This is a genomic window from Segatella copri (assembly GCF_026015625.1).
Taxonomy (GTDB): Bacteria; Bacteroidota; Bacteroidia; order Bacteroidales; family Bacteroidaceae; genus Prevotella; species Prevotella copri_H.
On sequence record NZ_JAPDVG010000001.1, the window covers coordinates 3,594,794 to 3,613,249 of the forward strand.

Annotated in this window: 14 protein-coding genes; 5 read left to right on the forward strand and 9 right to left on the reverse strand. The window is 47.2% G+C overall.

The window, feature by feature from the left end; all coding sequences use genetic code 11:
• Positions 1–16 precede the first annotated feature (16 nt).
• The 9 genes from ONT19_RS14910 to ONT19_RS14950 form a co-directional block, all read right to left on the reverse strand.
• Positions 17–2,470, reverse strand: a complete 2,454-nt coding sequence (locus tag ONT19_RS14910) for a virulence-associated E family protein (RefSeq protein ID WP_264953227.1) — start codon at positions 2,468–2,470, stop codon at positions 17–19.
• Positions 2,471–2,940: 470 nt separating this feature from the next.
• Positions 2,941–3,678 (reverse strand): DUF1566 domain-containing protein, encoded by a 738-nt coding sequence (locus ONT19_RS14915; RefSeq protein WP_264953228.1) that lies wholly within the window; start codon positions 3,676–3,678, stop codon positions 2,941–2,943.
• Between the two features lie 24 nt (positions 3,679–3,702).
• Positions 3,703–5,676 (reverse strand): DNA polymerase, encoded by a 1,974-nt coding sequence (locus tag ONT19_RS14920; protein ID WP_264953229.1) that lies wholly within the window; start codon positions 5,674–5,676, stop codon positions 3,703–3,705.
• An 83-nt stretch (positions 5,677–5,759) separates the two neighbouring features.
• A complete protein-coding gene (locus tag ONT19_RS14925; protein WP_264953230.1) occupies positions 5,760–6,332 on the reverse strand; it encodes a DUF2815 family protein in 573 nt (190 codons plus the stop codon).
• Between the two features lie 34 nt (positions 6,333–6,366).
• Complete coding sequence (locus ONT19_RS14930) at positions 6,367–7,521, reverse strand: DUF2800 domain-containing protein (protein WP_264953231.1); 1,155 nt, start codon at positions 7,519–7,521, stop codon at positions 6,367–6,369.
• Between the two features lie 2 nt (positions 7,522–7,523).
• Positions 7,524–8,153, reverse strand: coding sequence for a hypothetical protein (locus ONT19_RS14935; RefSeq protein WP_264953232.1), 630 nt, complete (start codon positions 8,151–8,153; stop codon positions 7,524–7,526).
• A 34-nt stretch (positions 8,154–8,187) separates the two neighbouring features.
• A complete protein-coding gene (locus ONT19_RS14940) occupies positions 8,188–8,421 on the reverse strand; it encodes a hypothetical protein (RefSeq protein WP_264953233.1) in 234 nt (77 codons plus the stop codon).
• 19 nt (positions 8,422–8,440) lie between these two features.
• Positions 8,441–8,641: a helix-turn-helix domain-containing protein gene (locus ONT19_RS14945; RefSeq protein ID WP_264953234.1), complete on the reverse strand. Its 201-nt coding sequence runs from the start codon at positions 8,639–8,641 to the stop codon at positions 8,441–8,443.
• Positions 8,638–8,832: a hypothetical protein gene (locus ONT19_RS14950; RefSeq protein ID WP_154481224.1), complete on the reverse strand. Its 195-nt coding sequence runs from the start codon at positions 8,830–8,832 to the stop codon at positions 8,638–8,640. The genes ONT19_RS14945 and ONT19_RS14950 overlap by 4 nt, the downstream gene beginning before the upstream one ends.
• 246 nt (positions 8,833–9,078) lie before the next feature.
• Here ONT19_RS14950 and ONT19_RS14955 point away from each other — a divergent pair, with 246 nt between their 5' ends.
• The 5 genes from ONT19_RS14955 to ONT19_RS14975 all read left to right on the forward strand — a co-directional run bounded on the left by ONT19_RS14955 (position 9,079) and on the right by ONT19_RS14975 (position 18,438).
• Positions 9,079–9,708, forward strand: coding sequence for a LexA family transcriptional regulator (locus ONT19_RS14955; protein WP_264953235.1), 630 nt, complete (start codon positions 9,079–9,081; stop codon positions 9,706–9,708).
• A 91-nt stretch (positions 9,709–9,799) separates the two neighbouring features.
• Complete coding sequence (fabG, locus tag ONT19_RS14960) at positions 9,800–10,558, forward strand: 3-oxoacyl-[acyl-carrier-protein] reductase (RefSeq protein WP_022120325.1); 759 nt, start codon at positions 9,800–9,802, stop codon at positions 10,556–10,558.
• Between the two features lie 28 nt (positions 10,559–10,586).
• Positions 10,587–11,255 (forward strand): RluA family pseudouridine synthase, encoded by a 669-nt coding sequence (locus ONT19_RS14965; protein WP_264953236.1) that lies wholly within the window; start codon positions 10,587–10,589, stop codon positions 11,253–11,255.
• Between the two features lie 17 nt (positions 11,256–11,272).
• The gene (locus ONT19_RS14970) at positions 11,273–16,033 is read left to right on the forward strand and encodes a translocation/assembly module TamB domain-containing protein (protein ID WP_264953237.1); all 4,761 of its coding nucleotides are present in this window, start codon (positions 11,273–11,275) and stop codon (positions 16,031–16,033) included.
• Complete coding sequence (locus ONT19_RS14975; protein WP_264953238.1) at positions 16,033–18,438, forward strand: BamA/TamA family outer membrane protein; 2,406 nt, start codon at positions 16,033–16,035, stop codon at positions 18,436–18,438. Before ONT19_RS14970 ends, ONT19_RS14975 begins: the two co-directional genes overlap by 1 nt.
• Positions 18,439–18,456 lie beyond the last annotated feature (18 nt).

An 18,456-nucleotide genomic window follows, 5' to 3' on the forward strand; every position in this document is an offset into this window, starting at 1 on the left:
TGAGTATTTCCGTTTACTAAATATCGTCCTCCTCATCCCCTTTACATTTTGGCTCTATTCGTTTGTACGCCCTCTGAGTCCCATATAAGGCTCTGGCATGCTTTGATGTGCTAACTCTTTCCCAATCCTCGAACTCATCCATGATCTTGCATACCTTTCTGGCCAAATACTTGTACTCCTTATCGCCCATGTCCCTACCTAGCTGTTCACAAATGAACTCTGCCGCACAGACCTTGGTACGCACAACAGTCCCGATAGGCTCCAAAGGATCCGGGTTCTTGATGTATGCCCTACGGCGTGCGATGTCGTATGTGTTCCAATCTGCCGGGAGCTTCATATCCACAAAGCTACGAACGAGAGATACCATCGGATCATCAGCATCATCATTGAATGTGGCCTGTCTTTCCCTTGCCTCCTTTTCCAATTCGGGGCTCAGATAGAGAGGCTCATGCTCCTTATAACGCTGCACAGCCTCAGCCCATATCTGATTTCTGTCACGGATCAGCGCCTCTCGGGGATCCGGGTATTTCCTCAGATCGGCATCAACGCTCATGACCCAAAATCGGCGGTTTCCGGTGTCACCTTTCAGAAAATATCGCTCATTCGTGGTTCCACAGAATACGCATTGTCTCGGATGGGCTTCCACAACTTCACCATACGCCGGGCGGTACATATCATTCTGTCTGCTAATATATGCTTTCACCTGTTCCACATCCGATCTCTTGATTCCACCAAGCTCAGGGAGCTCAATGACCCATCCGCTTCTGGCCTGTTCCATGCCCGCTTTTCCCTCCATGGTCATGAGGCTGTCGCTGAACCATTCGCCACCCATAACCGAGAAGAGAGTGGATTTACCGATTCCCTCCGCTCCTGCGATGATCAGGCAATAGTCATATTTGCATCCGGGATTCATCACTCTGGCCACCGCCGCGGTAAAATGCTTACGTGTCATGGCCCGGTTGAGCTCGTTATCCTCCGCACCTACATAATCGATGATTAGTCTGTCCAAGCGAGGAACACCGTCCCATTCGAGGCTGTCCAGATACTCACGGATCGGATGGCATCTGTACTTAGTAAAGATCGCCTGTGTGGCATCCTTGATCTTATCCTTTCCGCTGATACCATAGACCGTATCGAGATATACCCTCAGATTGGCCGGATCCGTGTTCTCCCATCTCTTTGCCTCCTTTCTCCATGGCAATCCACCATTGATAAGTACAAAGCCGCTGAACAGATCATTCTTGAACCTGCCCGCCAAATGAGGATCATTGTCCATGATGGTAATGATGTTCCTGAGGGATGGCTTAATCTGTCCTCTGCGATCATAGTCTAGATCACCCATCCACTCGGTATTTTCCTCCTCCTCGGTAACTGCGCTCTCCCCGGCATCCTCTAGGTCGAGATCAGCGAAATCACTAATAGCCTCAGCCTTTTTCTCCTTTGTGATGAGCATCTTTACTTTCTTGTCGGCCGCAACAAAATCCTGCATCTTAAGATACGATGGCTTTTTGGTTACGTCCGTCTGCCTAGATCCCTCATCCTCCACACCGAATTTATGGATTCTCAGGAGATCAAAAGCATTACATAACTGTCTGCTTGCCGGGTCCGTCTCATGATGGCTGTAGGCAAAGCGATCATCATAGCATACCAGACCGCCCGCCACCGTACCGAGTCTGTATGTGTATCTACCATCGATCGCCGTCTTGTCATATACATCAGACAGGAACGTGTCAATCGCCTCCTCGATAGTGTATGCACGACAGAACGCCCCGATGAGTCCCGGCTTTTCCAAAGGATCACCCGCTTTCTTGATCTCATGGGTAATGATGTCGTTCTCTCTGTTGGATAGAGGCCATGTAGATACATCCTTGTAATTAACATACTCGCTTAAGATCTCATCAGCATCACAGGCCGGGCCATCTTGGCATTGGAAAACAAAGTCTCCGTCCTTACTAGTGGATGGCCAATAGAAGAGTCTCGGGAGCTGATAGGTGGTCACATCAAACAGATCGATGCCCAAAGCCTCAGCGATCTTTCTACAGATCGGTTCATACTCCGTTGGCTTCACCTGTCTGTTGAATGGGAATACCAGACGGTATCGTGGTTTATCCTTTGTATGTTTATGGGTGGAGTAGAGGATGGCGGCAAAATCAAACTGCATCGTAAACTCATCCCACAGATCTGCTGTACCATAGTCAATGTCGAGAGTCGCAACACTACGCCACATCACATTGGCCGTCTTGCGAGTGCCACCGCTCAGGTAGCCACCCACAAAACCGCCAACATCCTTGATGTCGCTCTGTTCGTCTCTCGGCATCTTCTCATATTCCTTTACGGTCTCACTAGTGTATTTGGTGCTGCTGCATTTCTCAACCAATGAGCTCCATTTGCACCTTTTGTTCTTCCACTTCTTGGATAAACGGCTGTGAGCTGTAGCGATGTCTATTTCAAAATCATTTATGAGTTTCATTATTCTTAATTTTAATGAGGGCTTTATTCTTTGCGATAAACACTCTCTCGGCATCAAAATGCAAAGTCATAAGAGCTACGAAATGATTACGGTGCTGAGGCTCATGATAGATCTTGATCAGTCTCTTGCCCTTGCACCATATTGAGACACTTGCTTTGCATGGTGTCAATGTCTTGTCCATGAGATCATAAAACTTAAACAGATCTCTCGAATGGATAATAAACTCTGTTACACTCGTTAAATCATTCTCTTTCATAACTCCGGGATCCGAATTTTATAATATCTCCAATCGATGCACCCTGCACATTCACCGCATACCCGGTTCCCAGATACTTGGCATTCTCCATGCTCGGGATCATTGATTTCTGCTTGATAGGATAAACATGTTTTGCACAGGGTTATTCTCATACGACAAAAGATATTAAAGCACGGCTTTCGCCGTGCAAAGGTTAAAAACTAAATACTAATAACTAACTAATAAATGCTGAAACAGGCCTAACTCTGAACGTGTAGCTAGCCTCAGTGTACCAACTGCCCGTACCACCATCGATGAGGTAGAGACACCAAGCGTTGGTCGCACTACCCTCGGTAGATGTCCAATACCAATCCTGTTTAATAAGATCTCCACCCGCAAATTTCAAAGCTCTGTTGATGGTTCCGAAATTAATAAAGATACGGTACATCTCTCCCAATGATGGGATCCACCATCCATCCGACAGCTCGATCTCTGGGTTGAGGATCGGGCGCAAATGTTCGGTATATGCTTTGCCATTCATACTTTCTACTGCTCGAATGTAGCCTTTGAAATAATACGGATCGTCCTTGTTTTCATCCGTACCATTGTCTTTTGTGGTCAAAGCCACCGCTTTACCCTTGGCGGCATCATGCAAAGCCACCATGAGATTAAAGCTGCCCATCTTGATGCCCACACCGATCACATCCTTTGTGTCGGCGGTCAAATCATCCACATACAACACAACCTGCCCATCGGCTTGAACGAGATAAACACCATCTGGCATGTCCTCTGATGGCATCTGTGCCTCTCCGTGTTTCCACTCGGGCTTTGGCAACTGCGCTTGCTCAGGGTTTTCATTACCCATCACAAAAGAATTTGCCTTTTTGGCATCCTCCACATTGCCACACCATTGCAGCAATTCATATCTAAAACTTTGCATTGGTGACAATGCTTTATTTGTCTGTACTTCCATAATTGTTCACTTTTTAAATTGCTATTAATCTTTGAGATAATATGGTGTCGAATATCCCGCTCCTTTTAATGGGAGCCCCGGACACCATTCTATCGGTTCACTAAATAGAGCCTCCACATTTTCTAGGGTCTGATCTTTGGATGCCTCGACAATGATCTCATCGTGGATGTGGAATACCACATTCAGATCTTTGCTCTTGGCTCTGAGTATCACGGTTCCTAGGATGTCTCGGGCGATGGCTTGGATGATGTTCTCTGTGAGCTTTCCTCCGTAGGTTCGGATCTTGCCCCATTTCTTGGTGATCTGATCCAATCCCTCATACTCGATGATAGGATGATCGCTTCTCCAACCATCATCTTTTTCCACACCGACCTCGGCTCTCGGATAGCAGATGGTACGGCCGCTCGGTAGCTTGATGCAAAGCATTCCCCATTTCTTGGAGATCTCGATGCCTCTGTTGACTACTACGGTGTTTCCGGTCTGTATGGCTGAGATCGCCGCTTTCTCTACGTTCTCCCACAGCTTCACAATATGAGGATTACTATTTCTCCACATCTTGACAATGGATTTTTCCTCATCCTGTGTTAAACCTAGCTTGGCTCCTCCCATGGCTTCGAGTGCTGCTACTCCTCCACCATAGCCGAGGCCTAATACTGCCACCTTTCCTTTCGGTCTGAGATCGGCGTTTTCGCCATGTTTCTCCACCTTGCAGTTAAACATCTTACTCGCGGTCTCACAATAGATGTCTTTTCCGTGTTTGAACGCATCGATCACCCATCTCTCACCCGCTACCCAAGCGATAACTCTCGCCTCGATCGCTGAGAAATCGCACACATGGAAAATACATCCGGGCTTTGCGATGAACGCTGTGCGGATCAATTCACTCAGTACTTGGGTCACATTCGAGTAATTCATCTCGAACTCATCCAAATCACCCTGCTTGACCAGATACCGGGCATAGTCGAGATCGGTTAGATGATTCTGAGGGAGATTCTGTAATTGAACCAATCTGCCCGCCCATCGGCCTGTTCGGGCGGCTCCACAGAATTGGAGGAGTCCATGGACTCTGCCATCCTTGCACATACATTCCTGTATGGCATTATATTTCTTGTTGCTCGTCTTGGCCATCTCCTTACGTAGCTTCAACATCTTCTGAGCTCTTGGCCAGAACATCAACTGCTGATCTAGATCCTCCATATCCTTTTTGTTGAGGCTCTCGATGCTGAGTCCTGTCACTTTGTTCAGATAGATCTTAAGCTGTGCCGGGCTGTTGGGATTCTCCATTCCGGTAAGCTCTTTGGCCTGTGCCAATAACTCATCTTTGTACTCGGCATCAAATCTCGCTGCATTGTTAACCAATACCTGATCGACCAATACTCCTCTGTCGTTTATCTCCTGATCAGCCACATAGAGATCCTCATCAAACTTGGGAACCTCCAGACGGCGAACCTTTTTGAGGATCGCTTGCTCTACGTCCACATCACGGATGTTGTACCTGACAAAGGTGGCCCATTTCTCGGGATCTGATTCCGGGTGATGCCGGATCATTCTCACCATACCCTGTTTCTTGACCTTGTTAGGGCATGAGAAATAACGGATGAGGGCTTTACCCTCACTCATCTTTCGATCCTCCAACTTAAGCACCTCACCACATTGAGCGAGGGATAACGGCAATCCCATTCTAGCTGCCCGCACCATGGTGCATTTCCATTGTGCCGGATCCATCGGTTTGTCCATGCCCAGATACTTTGAGATACAAAGTCTCTCGAATGTAGCGTTAAATGCTGTCTTGGTAACTTCGGGATCGGTCAATGCAGCCCGGATTTCCGGAGGCAATTCCTCACCACAGGCCAATTGGACACACTTAGCGGGAGCACCATCGATGGAGTAGGCGAACAACAAAATCGTAAAATCCTCTGCTTCGATGTACTTATATACTCCTCCGGTAGTAAGATCGTTACTGCTGTAGGTCTCAATGTCAATTCCTAATTCTTTCATGTCTTGTTTTGTTAGAGATCACCGTGGGCGTTGGGGCCGTAGCCCCGCTGCCTCACGGCTTTATTATCAATGAAAAGACTATTCTACAGATCGTCATCATCCTCATCGTCAAACTGTGGGATGTCGGCGAAATCGGTCTCAGCAGAAACACGGCCGCCCAAGTGCTCATCGTCCTTGAACTTCATGATGTTATTCAGACCGCACGCGATGCCCTTTTTACCGTTCACATCGTAGCCATAGAACGTAACACTCATGATGGCCCAACAACCGCTGTAAACCTCCTCCTCGTCCATGATAGGCACGCGCTTCTTATCACAGATGCCCGGGCGGGTCTTGGCCTTGGCGTTGATGTAGAAATGATCCTCATAGATGCCATCATCGTCATTGTCCTTTTCGTCACCATCGTGCATTGGGAGCTCCAATTTCTTAGGCTCCTTACCGCCGAACTTGGAAACGATCGCCTGTTGCTTTGCAGTCTCGATCGCCTTGTTGATGGCCTCGATGGTCTTTTTCTCCGTCTTAGGGATGAGGAGATTAGTCATGTACTTTGGCTCACTCTTGCCATCCTTAGGGGCGTATGGCTCGAAAACGTGTGTATAACTGAGGCGCACAGGGCCGATTACTACTTTTGTCTCTTTTACAATTGGATTAATCATAATTATATTTTTTTAAAAAGTTTATAATTTACTATTATTCGATGTTTACATCCTTGAAATCATCCACCATCGGATTGAGGGCTTGTCTCTTATCCTCCTCTGGGACCAATGTCGGTTTGCCATCCGGCTTAAAGATGTGATCAGCGCAAAGTGTTGAAAATTTCTTTTTGCCAACTAACTTTTCCAAATCCGTGATGCTCTTAAGCTCTGTCGGCTTGGTGATCATATCCTTGGCGAAGCCCGCCTTTTCGAGGAGATCGATAACGGCATTGGCATCTGTGATCTTACGGATGGATCTGCCCGCTACCAACTTGTAGCCCACATACTGAGTGCCCGCTAGGGCTTGCTCCAAAGTGTACTCCTCAACACTCGACAACCATGTCTTGACTACCGGGATGAGAGGCAAAATGTGTTCTGCCATATCCTCCGGCTTGATCAATGTAGGATCGGGATGCTTCTTAACAATGTCTGTGCATTGCTCTGCGAGTGCTCTGCATCGGCCATTGACCTTGCAGAACTGACACCATTTTCCCGGCATCTGTCTGCCGTTGCCGCTGAATGCTTCCTTTGCCTTAGGCTGCAAAATATCTACAGTCCAATTCAACAAATCCGGGATGGTCATTTCATACTCGCTGAGATTGTCGATTCTCGGCTGTATGATGGTCATTCGGATATTCTCGATCTTGTAGTCAAAGTTAAAAGCATCATAGGCTCCGAGGGCATAGATCTTCATCTGAGGATTCTCAATGGCTGAGACTTTCACTCCCTTGCCATATTTGAGATCGACCACTTCCATCAAGCCATCGGCGATGATCACCACATCCGATGTGCCGAATGCTTCTGGAACGTAGTGAGAAAAATCTAATCTCACCTCTACGAGCAATTTGGCATCCTTGGTTCTCTGCTTTGCTGCATTGAACTTCTCTAGTACAATCGATACATAGGCATCGGTGTACTCTTCCATCTCGCCACAATAGTACTTATCCTTTAACTTCGCGATCTCCTTATCTTCTTCGGATGTGTCGAGCTTGAGGAATGTCTTTAACTTCTTCGCTGCGATCGCATGGGCTAAACTGCCCTCTTCTGCGAATGTGCTGCCGCTGTCCTTTACGTCTTTTTCGAGGAGGGGCGCTGCCGTGCAATTCAACCATCTGTGAGCTGCACTAGGTGATAATAACGCATGTGCCATAATTAAAATGCTAACGGTTTTTCCAATTTACTACCATCGGATGATAACTCCAATAATGCAATCTCATCCATGAATGCCTGTCTCTTATCCTCTACGATCTCTGATGGCTTCTCTGCTCCGAACAGGGCTGCCACATTCTTAAGAGTAGATGTCACCAATCTGTGGAGGGCTTTCACCTTAGCATCGGTGTTCTTCTTGTTGGCATAGTCCTCTCCCTCGATGCGATCTCTGAGATCGTTCATTGCCTTTCTCAGATCTGCCGCTGTTGGAAACTTAGAGGCCGGAGCCTTGTCAATAGGTGGCTGAGGCTGCTGTTCCTGAGTCTGTGCCTGTGCCTCATCCTTGGTGTCGTTGGTGTCGTTGTCACCATCGGCATTATCCTCTGTCTTGCCCGGTGCTGCCTCTTCGCCAGATGGCTGCTGCTCCTGTTCTGCCTTGGCGGTTTTGCTACTTCGCCCATTCGGCTTTTTCTGAGGAGCCTGTGGGGCATCCTCCTGATGATCGTCCTTGGATGGCTGTTGCTCTGCTACTACAGGAACAGGCTTTTTAGACAGGATGGCTCCAACTAGGGCGATCACCTCCGGGGTCACACCCAAACTTACATTCACATTAATACTGAAATCTGTTTTCATTGTCGAAAATGTTTATGTTATACATTATTATATATTACTTATCCTCTTGGATATAATTCACAATATCATCGATCTTACGGGTACGTACCCAAAATCTGAACAATTGGATGTCTAGCCATACGAGCACGATGGTATTGATCTTAACGATGATGAGGATCAATGTCTTTTCTGAAAAATTCTCCGGTGGATCAATCAAAGCATTAATGAGGGCGATGAAAAGAATGCCCATCAATACCCAAAATCTCCAATTCTTTAATAACTTAACCATATCTGCTAATTTTAAATGATTACACGATTGTGGATCTCCAAAATCTGAGGATCTCGGATCCCTTGATTACTTTTCTGAGGGTTGCTTTACGGATCTTGAATTTCAGATCTCCGTTGTTTGCATACCGTCTTATGGTCTGCCTGTTCACCCCGAGGATGATCGCTGTCTGGGTGACACTATACAAGCCCTCCGGTGTTACCTTTGGCTCTGTCTCTATCATGCGGGTTTCTTTGTAATGGTGAGACGGCTGTTAGCATAGTCCGATTGGATACTGAACTTGCAGCCGAGCTGATTCTGATACTGATAAGCCAAAGCCTTGCCATTGTCACAGGCCTTAGCATTCGGCAAATTGAATGTCTCTGTGAGACCCATTCCGATGTTCTCTAAGTCTTTTCTTGTCAATTTCTCCATTTTTGTTTAAATATTATTAAATTTACTTACTTAGTTACTTATTCCCTTGGAGAAAAAGAAAAACTGCCGTATATTTGCAGTAGGATATTGGTATGTTGGGCAAAAAGCCTGACAGCCTCTTTTGTGCTCCGAGAGTTTAGTTACTTACTTATCTTGGGTGCAAAGATACACAAAAGTGTTTAAACCACCAACTAAAAGTGTTTATTTGTGTGGTATTTTAAGACTATTTAATAAATACTAGTGTTTATGACAGGTGAAATCTTGAAAAATGAGCTATTAAACCGGGGGCTAGTACTTTCGGATATAGCAAAAAGATTGGGAATGTCCCCGCAACATCTCAATCAGGCACTTAACGCCGCTGATATTAAGAGCGGATTGATTGAGCGCATTTGTGATGTACTCGGCTTATCTATTGCCGAGATGTACCATGTTCCTCCTGTTATACAATATAATATTAAGGAGGATGAGAAAAAGGATATAAACGAAAGTGTTGATGAGACTCGCCCGCGGATCCCCCAGACGGTTGCCGCCGGATCCCTGTCCGGTTTCTCCGATGGTGTGATACTCCTGGATTGCGAACAGGTTCCTGTTATCAAAGCGTTTCCTCCTTACGATTACACCATGATAGTCAAAGGAGACTCCATGGAGCCAAAGTTTGAGGGTGGAGATGAGATCGCCATCCGTAGGGTCTATGACTATATAGAATGGGGAAAAACCTATGTACTCGATACTAGGGATGGAGCTGTTCTAAAACGTCTGTACGATGAGGGTGACAACTACAGATGTGTATCTTTCAACTCTGATTATCCCGATTTTTTAGTGAACAAAAATGATGTGTTCGGTGTTTTCAAAGTAGTGGGATTACTACGAATTTAGGTAAGATAGGCCTTATTATCATTCGGTAAAAAATCGGCAAACGAAATTTTAGAAATTATAAATAATTGATTATTAATAAGTTATGAACAAAATGGGATTATTAAGTGGTAAAACAGCCCTTGTAACAGGTGCTGCTCGCGGCATCGGTAAGGCTGTCGCTATGAAGTTCGCCTCTGAGGGCGCTAACATCGCATTTACAGACCTCGTACTCAACGACGATATGGCTGCCGGTTTGGAAGCTACTCGTAAGGAGATTGAGGCTCTTGGTGTAACCTGTCGTGCTTATGCTGGTAATGCAGCAGATTTCGAGGAGACACAGAAGACAGTTAAGCAGATTCATGAGGACTTCGGTTCTATTGATATCCTGGTTAACAATGCAGGTATCACCAAGGACGGTTTGATGCTCCGTATGAGCGAGGCTCAGTGGGATGCTGTTTTGAATGTAAACTTGAAGTCAGCCTTCAACTTCATTCATGCTTGCTCTCCAATCATGCTTCGTCAGCGTGGTGGTTCTATCATCAACATGGCTTCTGTAGTAGGTGTTCATGGTAATGCAGGTCAGTGCAACTATGCAGCTTCTAAGGCTGGTATGATTGCTTTGGCTAAGTCTATCGCTCAGGAGTTGGGTCCTAAGGGTGTACGCGCTAATGCAGTAGCTCCTGGTTTCATCGAGACTGCAATGACTGCACAGTTGCCTGAGGAAATCCGCAAGGACTGGATGAAGAAGATTCCATTGCGTCGTGGTGGTCAGACTGAGGATATCGCAAATGTTTGCCTCTTCCTCGCTTCCGACTTGTCTAGCTATGTAAGCGGTCAGGTTATTCAGATCGACGGTGGTATGAACATGTAATCTCTCGGCAACGTTTTGTTGATAAAACATGCAGGTAGTTTACGAAGACAACCATATAATCATAGTCTCTAAGAGAAGTGGCGAAATCGTGCAGGGCGACAAGACCGGCGACGAACCTCTCTCGGAGACTGTGAAACAGTACATCAAGGAGAAGTATCACAAGCCGGGAAATGTATTTCTCGGTGTGGTGCATCGCCTTGACCGTCCTGTTTCGGGTTTGGTCGTATTTGCCAAAACTTCTAAGGCATTGAGCCGTCTGAACAATATGTTCCGGGATGGCGAAGTTCACAAAACCTATTGGGCAATCGTGAAGAACATGCCAAAGGAACCTGAGGCTACGCTCACCCATTGGATTGTAAGAAATGAAAAGCAGAATAAGAGCTATGCTTACGACCGTGAGGTGAAAAACTCGAAGAAAGCGATATTGAAGTATAAGGTGATAGGTCATACAGACCATTATACACTTCTGGAGGTGAATTTGATGACGGGTCGTCATCATCAGATAAGATGCCAGCTTGCCAAGATGGGATGTCCTATCAAGGGAGATTTGAAATACGGTTCTCCACGTAGCAATGCAGATGGCAGTATTTCTCTCCTTTCACACAGAGTAGAATTTGTTCATCCTGTGTCTAAAGAAACAATAGTAGCAGAGGCTCCGCTGCCGGATGATAATCTTTGGCGGGCTATTGCACCCTAACTCAAAAATCCATGCTTATGAAGAGGTATGCGAAATGGGCAGGAATCACGGTGTTGACTCCATTGGTGCTCATCTTGTTGTTATCCATTCTGCTTTATCTGCCACCTGTTCAGAATTGGGCGGTAAAGCAAGTGGCTGCTTATGCCTCAGAGTCGACGGGTATGGATATTTCGGTAAAGCAAGTACGCCTCGTCTTCCCTCTGAAACTGGGAGTGGAAGGCGTAAAGGTACTTCAGCCAATCGACTCACTCAAGAATTCCCCAAACTTGGCTTTAAGAAATAAGAGAGATACCGTTGCCGACATCCAGAAGATGGTGGTAGACGTACAATTGTTGCCTCTTTTCGAAAGTCAAGTCATGGTGGATGAACTCAATTTCACCCAGATGAAGGTGAATACCACTAATTTTATTCACGAAGCAAGAATCAAGGGCAATGTAGGTAATCTGCGCCTGAAGGCTCATGGCATTGACCTGGGAAAGGAGAAGGTCAGGGTGAATCATGCCCTGTTGGCTGATGCCCGACTCTCGGTAGAGTTGAGCGATACGGTGCCGCCGGATACTACTCCTAGTACCAATTTCTGGAAGGTGAATATCGAAAAACTGAAACTGAAGAATACTGATTTCGTATTACACATGCCTGGAGATACTCTTCAGGTGAATGCTTATTTTGGAGATGCGGTGGCGCAGACTACCTATCTCGACCTTTATAAAGGACTTTATCAGATAGGTCATCTTGACTGGAAGAATGGCAAGGTGAACTATGACCAAAACTATATCCGTCCGGTATCGGGCATGGACTTTAACCATATCGCCCTGTCGGCCATGACTTTGAAGGCAGACTCTTTCTATTATTGCGATTCGAAGATCGATGTCAAGATTCGTGAAGCTCAGTTTAAGGAGAAAAGCGGTTTGCAGGTAGACCAGCTCTATGGCAGATTCGTGATGGATTCCGTGAAACTGCAGTTGCCTGATATCTGTCTCCGTACCCCATACTCCCAGTTGCAGGCAACGGTGGATATGGATATGAATGCCTTTGATGAGGTGAAACCTGGCAAGTTGATGGCACAGCTGAAGGGAGCTTTGGGCCGTTCAGACCTGTTCCTCTTTGCAGGCGATGCCTTCCCAGGCGCCATGAAGAAGAAATGGCCATTCTATCCGATGAAGATAGAAGGTTCGTTCAAGGGAAATATGCAGCAGGCATCTTTCTCGGGCTTGAAACTGTCGCTGCCTACAGCCTTCGAACTGAGTGCTGATGGAAAATTGGGTAACCTGACGGATTTGAACCGTCTGAAGGCAAATGTAGATCTGAACGCCCGTACCTATCATCTGGATTTCATTACCGCCATGCTTGACCCTTCTCTGATGCAGGAGATACGTGTGCCTAGCGGTATCGGAATCCGTGGTAACATTCAGGCAGACGGCTCCAGATATGCTACCCGACTCGCCATTACCGAAGGTCGTGGCAGAATGAGGGTAGATGCCAAGATAGATGCGAAGACCCGGAAAGACGGCAGTATCGATATGAACCGTCTGGCTTATCAGGCTAAGATTCAGGCGCACAACATCCAGGCAAAGCATTTCCTGCCAAAACAGGATTTGCATTCTTTCACCGGCTCATTGCAGGCGAAGGGAGTGGGAACCGATTTCCTTTCTCCGCGTACCCGATTACAGGCTAAGGCACAGGTAAGCCAGATTCAGTATGGCAAATACAAACTGGATCATGTATTGGCAGTGGCTCACGTTGCTAATGGTAAGGTGCATGCCGATATCGACAGCAAAAACCAGTATCTTACGGGACTCGTAAGCCTTGATGCACTTACGAATTCCAAGAAACTGGAGGCTACCCTGGTGGCAGATGTCCGCGATGTGAATCTTTATTCGTTAGAGGTTACAAAGGCACCGATGCGCCTGTCGCTCTGCGGTCACATGGATATCAGGTCCGACCTGAAGGACAGTCATGACATCATGGCTTCGATGAGTGATATTACGGTTCGTACGGCAGAAAAGAATTACCGTCCGGTGGGTGTTGACGCTGATGTCTTTACCCGCAGAGATACCACGCACGCAGTCATCGATTGCGGCGACTTCCATCTCAACATGGATGTACACGGAGGCTATAAGCAGTTGATGAGCCGTTTTGCCGGATTGCAGAAAGAATTGGCTCATCAGCTTAGGAACCATCATATCGATCAGGTGAAGATTCGCAGTCAGTTCCCTTTCGGTCATGTTTATCTTACCACAGGAAAGGACAATTTCATTTCCCGTTTCATCGCTTACTGCGGTTATGATTTCAAGATGGTGGATATGAAGATGACCATGTCGCCTGTAACAGGTGTCAATGGTTATCTCAACATCGATTCACTGGTGGCGAGTGGTATGCAGTTGGATACGATCCGTGCCTTGGTGAAGACTGAGGGCGATACCATCCGCTATGCAGCACGTGTTCAGAACAACAAGCATAATCCTCAGTATGTGTTCCGGGCACAGGTAGAGGGCGAACTGCAGGAGAAGGGTTCCAATATCGATGCCCGCATCTATGATGCCAAAAACAGATTGGGTGTAGATGTGGGTCTGGAGGCGCTGTTGCTGGAAAACGGCGTGAAGATTTCGCTCATCGATACCCATCCTGTCCTGGGGTACAAAAAGTTTACTGCCAACGATGACAACTATCTGATGCTGGGCAATGACGACCGTGTTTCTGCCAATCTGAGTCTGAAGGCAGCCAACGGCATGGGTATCCGCATATACAGCAATGATGAAAACGAAGAAGCGCTGCAGGATCTTACGGTCAGCATGAGCCAGTTTAATCTGGATAAAGTGCTCAGCGTGATTCCTTATATGCCGGATATCTCGGGTATTCTTGACGGCGACTTCCATATTATCCAGACCAAGGATGAACTCTCGGTTTCTTCTAATCTGAACATCGACAATATGGTTTACGAAAAGTGTCCGATGGGAGATGTCGGTACTGAATTCGTTTACATGCCAAAGAGCGACGGTTCTCATTATGTAGATGGTTTCCTCAATTATGAGGGTGAAGAAGTAGCTACCGTAAAGGGTACTTACAAGTCGGAAGGAAACGGTTATCTCGATGCCGAAGTGGGTATGGAGAAGTTGCCTCTGCATTTTGTCAACGGTTTTGTTCCTGACCAGATTATGGGTCTGAAGGGATATGGCGAAGGAAAACTGAGTTTGAAGGGAGCCTTGAGCCAGTTGGATGTAGAGGGCGAAGTATATCTGGATTCGGCTTACCTCGTCAGTGTGCCGTATGGCATCACGATGCGTTTTGCCAACGATCCTGTCCGTATCATAGACAGCAAGTTGCTCTTCGAAAACTTCATGATGTATGCCAACAATGAGAGTCCGCTCAATATCCAGGGCAGTCTCGACTTTACGAATATAGAGAAGATGATGCTCGATATCCGGATGCGAGCACAGAACTTTCTGCTGATTGATGCCAAGGAGAATGCCCGTTCCGAGGCTTTCGGCAAGGCGTATGTCAACTTCTATGGTGCGATGCGCGGACCGGTAAGCAATCTGAAGATGCAGGGTAAACTGGATGTCCTCGGCAATACGGATATGACGTATGTGCTGAAAGAATCGGAACTGACTACTGATACGCAGCTCGATGAGCTGGTGAAGTTTACGAATTTCAAGAGTGGCAAGCCTGTCGTTGTCAAGCGTCCGGCACTGGAAGGATTGAACATGATGTTGGGCATGTCGATAGACGAGTCGGCTCATATCCTCTGTGCTTTGAATGCCGACCAGACCAACTACATCGACCTGATGGGCGGTGGTAATCTGACGATGACTTACAATTCGGTTGATGGCATCGGCATCACGGGCAAGTATACCCTGAACAATGGCAAGATGAAATATTCGCTGCCTATCATTCCGCTCAAGACGTTTGATATCCAGGACGGCAGCTACATAGAGTTTAACGGCGATCCGTTCAACCCGACCCTGAACATCACGGCAACAGAGAATGTCAGGACAACGGTAAACGAGGGACAGGGAACCGGCCGCTCGGTGGATTTCATTTGTGGCGTAAAACTCTCGCAGACATTGAATAAGCCAGGCATCCAGTTTATCGTTTCCTCACCAAACGATGCCACCTTGCAGGATGAACTGAACACGATGAGTATTGAAGAGCGGGGTAAGATAGCCATTACGATGCTGGCTTCGGGCATGTATCTTGCCAACGGAAATACCAATTCGTTCTCCATGAACAGTGCCTTGACCTCATTCCTCAACTCAGAGATCAATAATATTGCAGGTTCAGCGATGCGTTCTGTGGGTGTGGATGTCGGTATGTCGGTAGATAACTCCACCAATGCAGCAGGTGCCATGCACACCGATTACAACTTTAAGTTTGCCAAGCGGTTCTTCAACAACCGCTTGAGTTTCAGTGTGGGCGGTAAGGTTTCTACCGGTGCAGAAATGGAGAATGCAGCCAACAATGATGATGCATTCTTCAACAATATCGAATTGCAGTACCGTCTCAACGAAGGTGCGAGCCAGTATATCCGTGCCTTCTACAACAACAATACCTACAATTGGCTCGAAGGTTTGATAGGTGAGTACGGTGTCGGTTTCAAATGGCAGAGAAAGTTGCAGCATTTCAAGGACATCTTCCGGTTCAAGACCGATAAGCAGCAGATTCCTGCAGCCCCAATGGAGAAGAATCCTGCGGTGAAGAAGAGTACGAACGAAAAGAAGGATACGATGGAGAAAGCCAGAACAAAGGACTTTGACCCATTGAAACTTAACGAAAAGTAATGAGCGATATGAAACAGCAGAACAGGTTATACCTTATTATATATGTGGCAGCATTGCTGATGTTGTCGGGGCAGCTCATAACGGGTTGCTCTTCAACCAGTGCACTGAAAGAAGACGAGCAGCTGTTTACGGGTCTGGTACCTATCGAGTATAAGAACTACGAGAAGGGAACTTATGCTGATTCTACCATCACCGAGATGGAGTATGCCCTGGCTTCGGCTCCGAACGGTGCCTTGTTTGGGAGCAGCTATTACCGCACGCCGTTCCCTGTGCGCCTGTGGATATGGAATGCTTTCTCTCAGTCGGATGGAGCACTGGCTAAGTGGATAACCAAGGTATTCGGTTCCAAACCTAAGCTGATGGCGAATGTGAATCCGCAACTCCGTGCCCAGGTAGCCGAGCATCAGCTCGATAAATATGGCTATTTTAACGGTAAGGTGACTTATGATGTGCTGACACAGAGCAATCCGAAGAAGGCGAAGGTTGCCTATCAGGTAGACTTCGGTCATCTCTGGACGCTTGATTCTATGGCTTATCTCAACTTCCCTGCCAAGAGCAAGCAGCTCATAGATGCCTCCATGAACAAGGCGCTCATCCGGAAGGGGAGTCCTTTCAATGTCGCCAACATGGAATCGGAACGTCAGCGTATCACCCGTCTGTTCCGCAACAGGGGCTATTATTTCTATCAGAACAGTTATGCTTCTTATCTTGCCGATACCGTGAATGTGCCCGGCAAGGTGCAGTTGCGGCTGATGATGGCAGACAGCGTGGACGATAGGGCTACCCGCCAGTGGTATATCGGAAAGATTCATGTTAATTTCAGAAAGCAGTATATGGAGGAGTTGAAGGATTCCTTTGTGCGCAGCTATCTGAGTTTCCATTATAATGGAAGAAAGATGCCGATACGTCCGGGCATCGTTTTGCAGAGTCTGCGCCTGCGTCCCCGTGAACTGTATCGGGTACGTACCGAGGAACGTGCCAAGACCGGACTTCAGGAGATGGGACTCTTCAGCTATTCCAGCATCCAGTTTACCCCCCGTTCGGTGCAGACCCTAGACAGTTTGGGCAATGTAGTATATCGTGATACCTTGGATGCCAATATCGATCTGGTATTCGACAAGCCATACGATTTCTATGTCGAGGCAAATGCCCGCGGTAAAACGACCGGTAGAGTAGGACCGGAGCTGGTAGTGGGTCTTACCAAGCGCAATGCTTTTCATGGAGGCGAGAAACTTACTGTCAACCTGCATGGTTCGCATGAGTGGCAAACCATCAGTCAAGCTGGTGGAGGTTCTACCCGCATCAATTCCTATGAATACGGATCGGATGTATCCGTAGAGTTCCCTCGCATCATCACGCCTTGGAATATGTTCAGAACGATGGAGCAGAATGAGCGCAGATACCGTGCCGGACACATGCCTACCCGATATCGGGGAGTACCGACCACAACCGTCAAGGCTTCGATGAATGTACTGAACAGAGCCAGCTATTTCCGGCGTCATGTGGCAGCGGGCGAGTTAACCTATGCGTGGTCTACCTCTTACCAGCATCAGCATTCTTTCAGTCCGCTGATTCTCTCTTATGAGTTTATGAACAGTCGCACAGCCGCTTTCGATAGCATCCTCGCCCTGCATCCTTATCTTCAGATATCGATGCGCGACCAGTTTGTGCCTAAGATGAGTTACACCTATACTTATCGCAGTCCGCGCCGTTACCGCCATCCTATCACCTGGTCAACCACCATCAGCGAGGCAGCCAATATCCTTTCGCTCGGTTACATGGCGGCCGGAAAGGGATGGAACGAGAAAGACAAGAAGATGTTCAAGAATCCGTTTGCTCAGTTCCTGAAACTGGAGACAGATTTCGTGAAATATTGGCGTATCACCCAGAATGGTACGCTGGTGGGACATGTCAATGCCGGCATTATCTGGAGTTATGGCAATGCCGAGAATGCTCCTTATTATGAGCAGTTCTATATCGGTGGTGCCAACAGTGTGCGAGCCTTTAATGTGAGAAGCATCGGACCGGGCAGATACCAGCCTACCAACAGCAAGTATTCGTATATCGACCAGACGGGCGACATCAAGTATCTGATGAATCTGGAATACCGTCAGAAGGTATGGGGCGATCTCTATGGAGCCCTTTTCCTGGATGCAGGTAATGTGTGGACCTTACGCAACCATGAGTATAGTCCGCTCGGCAAGTTTGATGTAGACAAGTTTTTCCGGCAGCTGGCGGTAGGCACCGGTGTCGGTGTGCGTTATGACATGGGTATGTTTGTGATACGTGTCGACTGGGGTATCGGTCTGCATGTTCCTTACGATACCGGCAAGAATGGCATCTATAACATCCGTCGGTTCAAGGATGCCCAGAGTCTGCATTTCGCTGTGGGTTATCCTTTCTAGGTTTAGCCTGGGAGATGT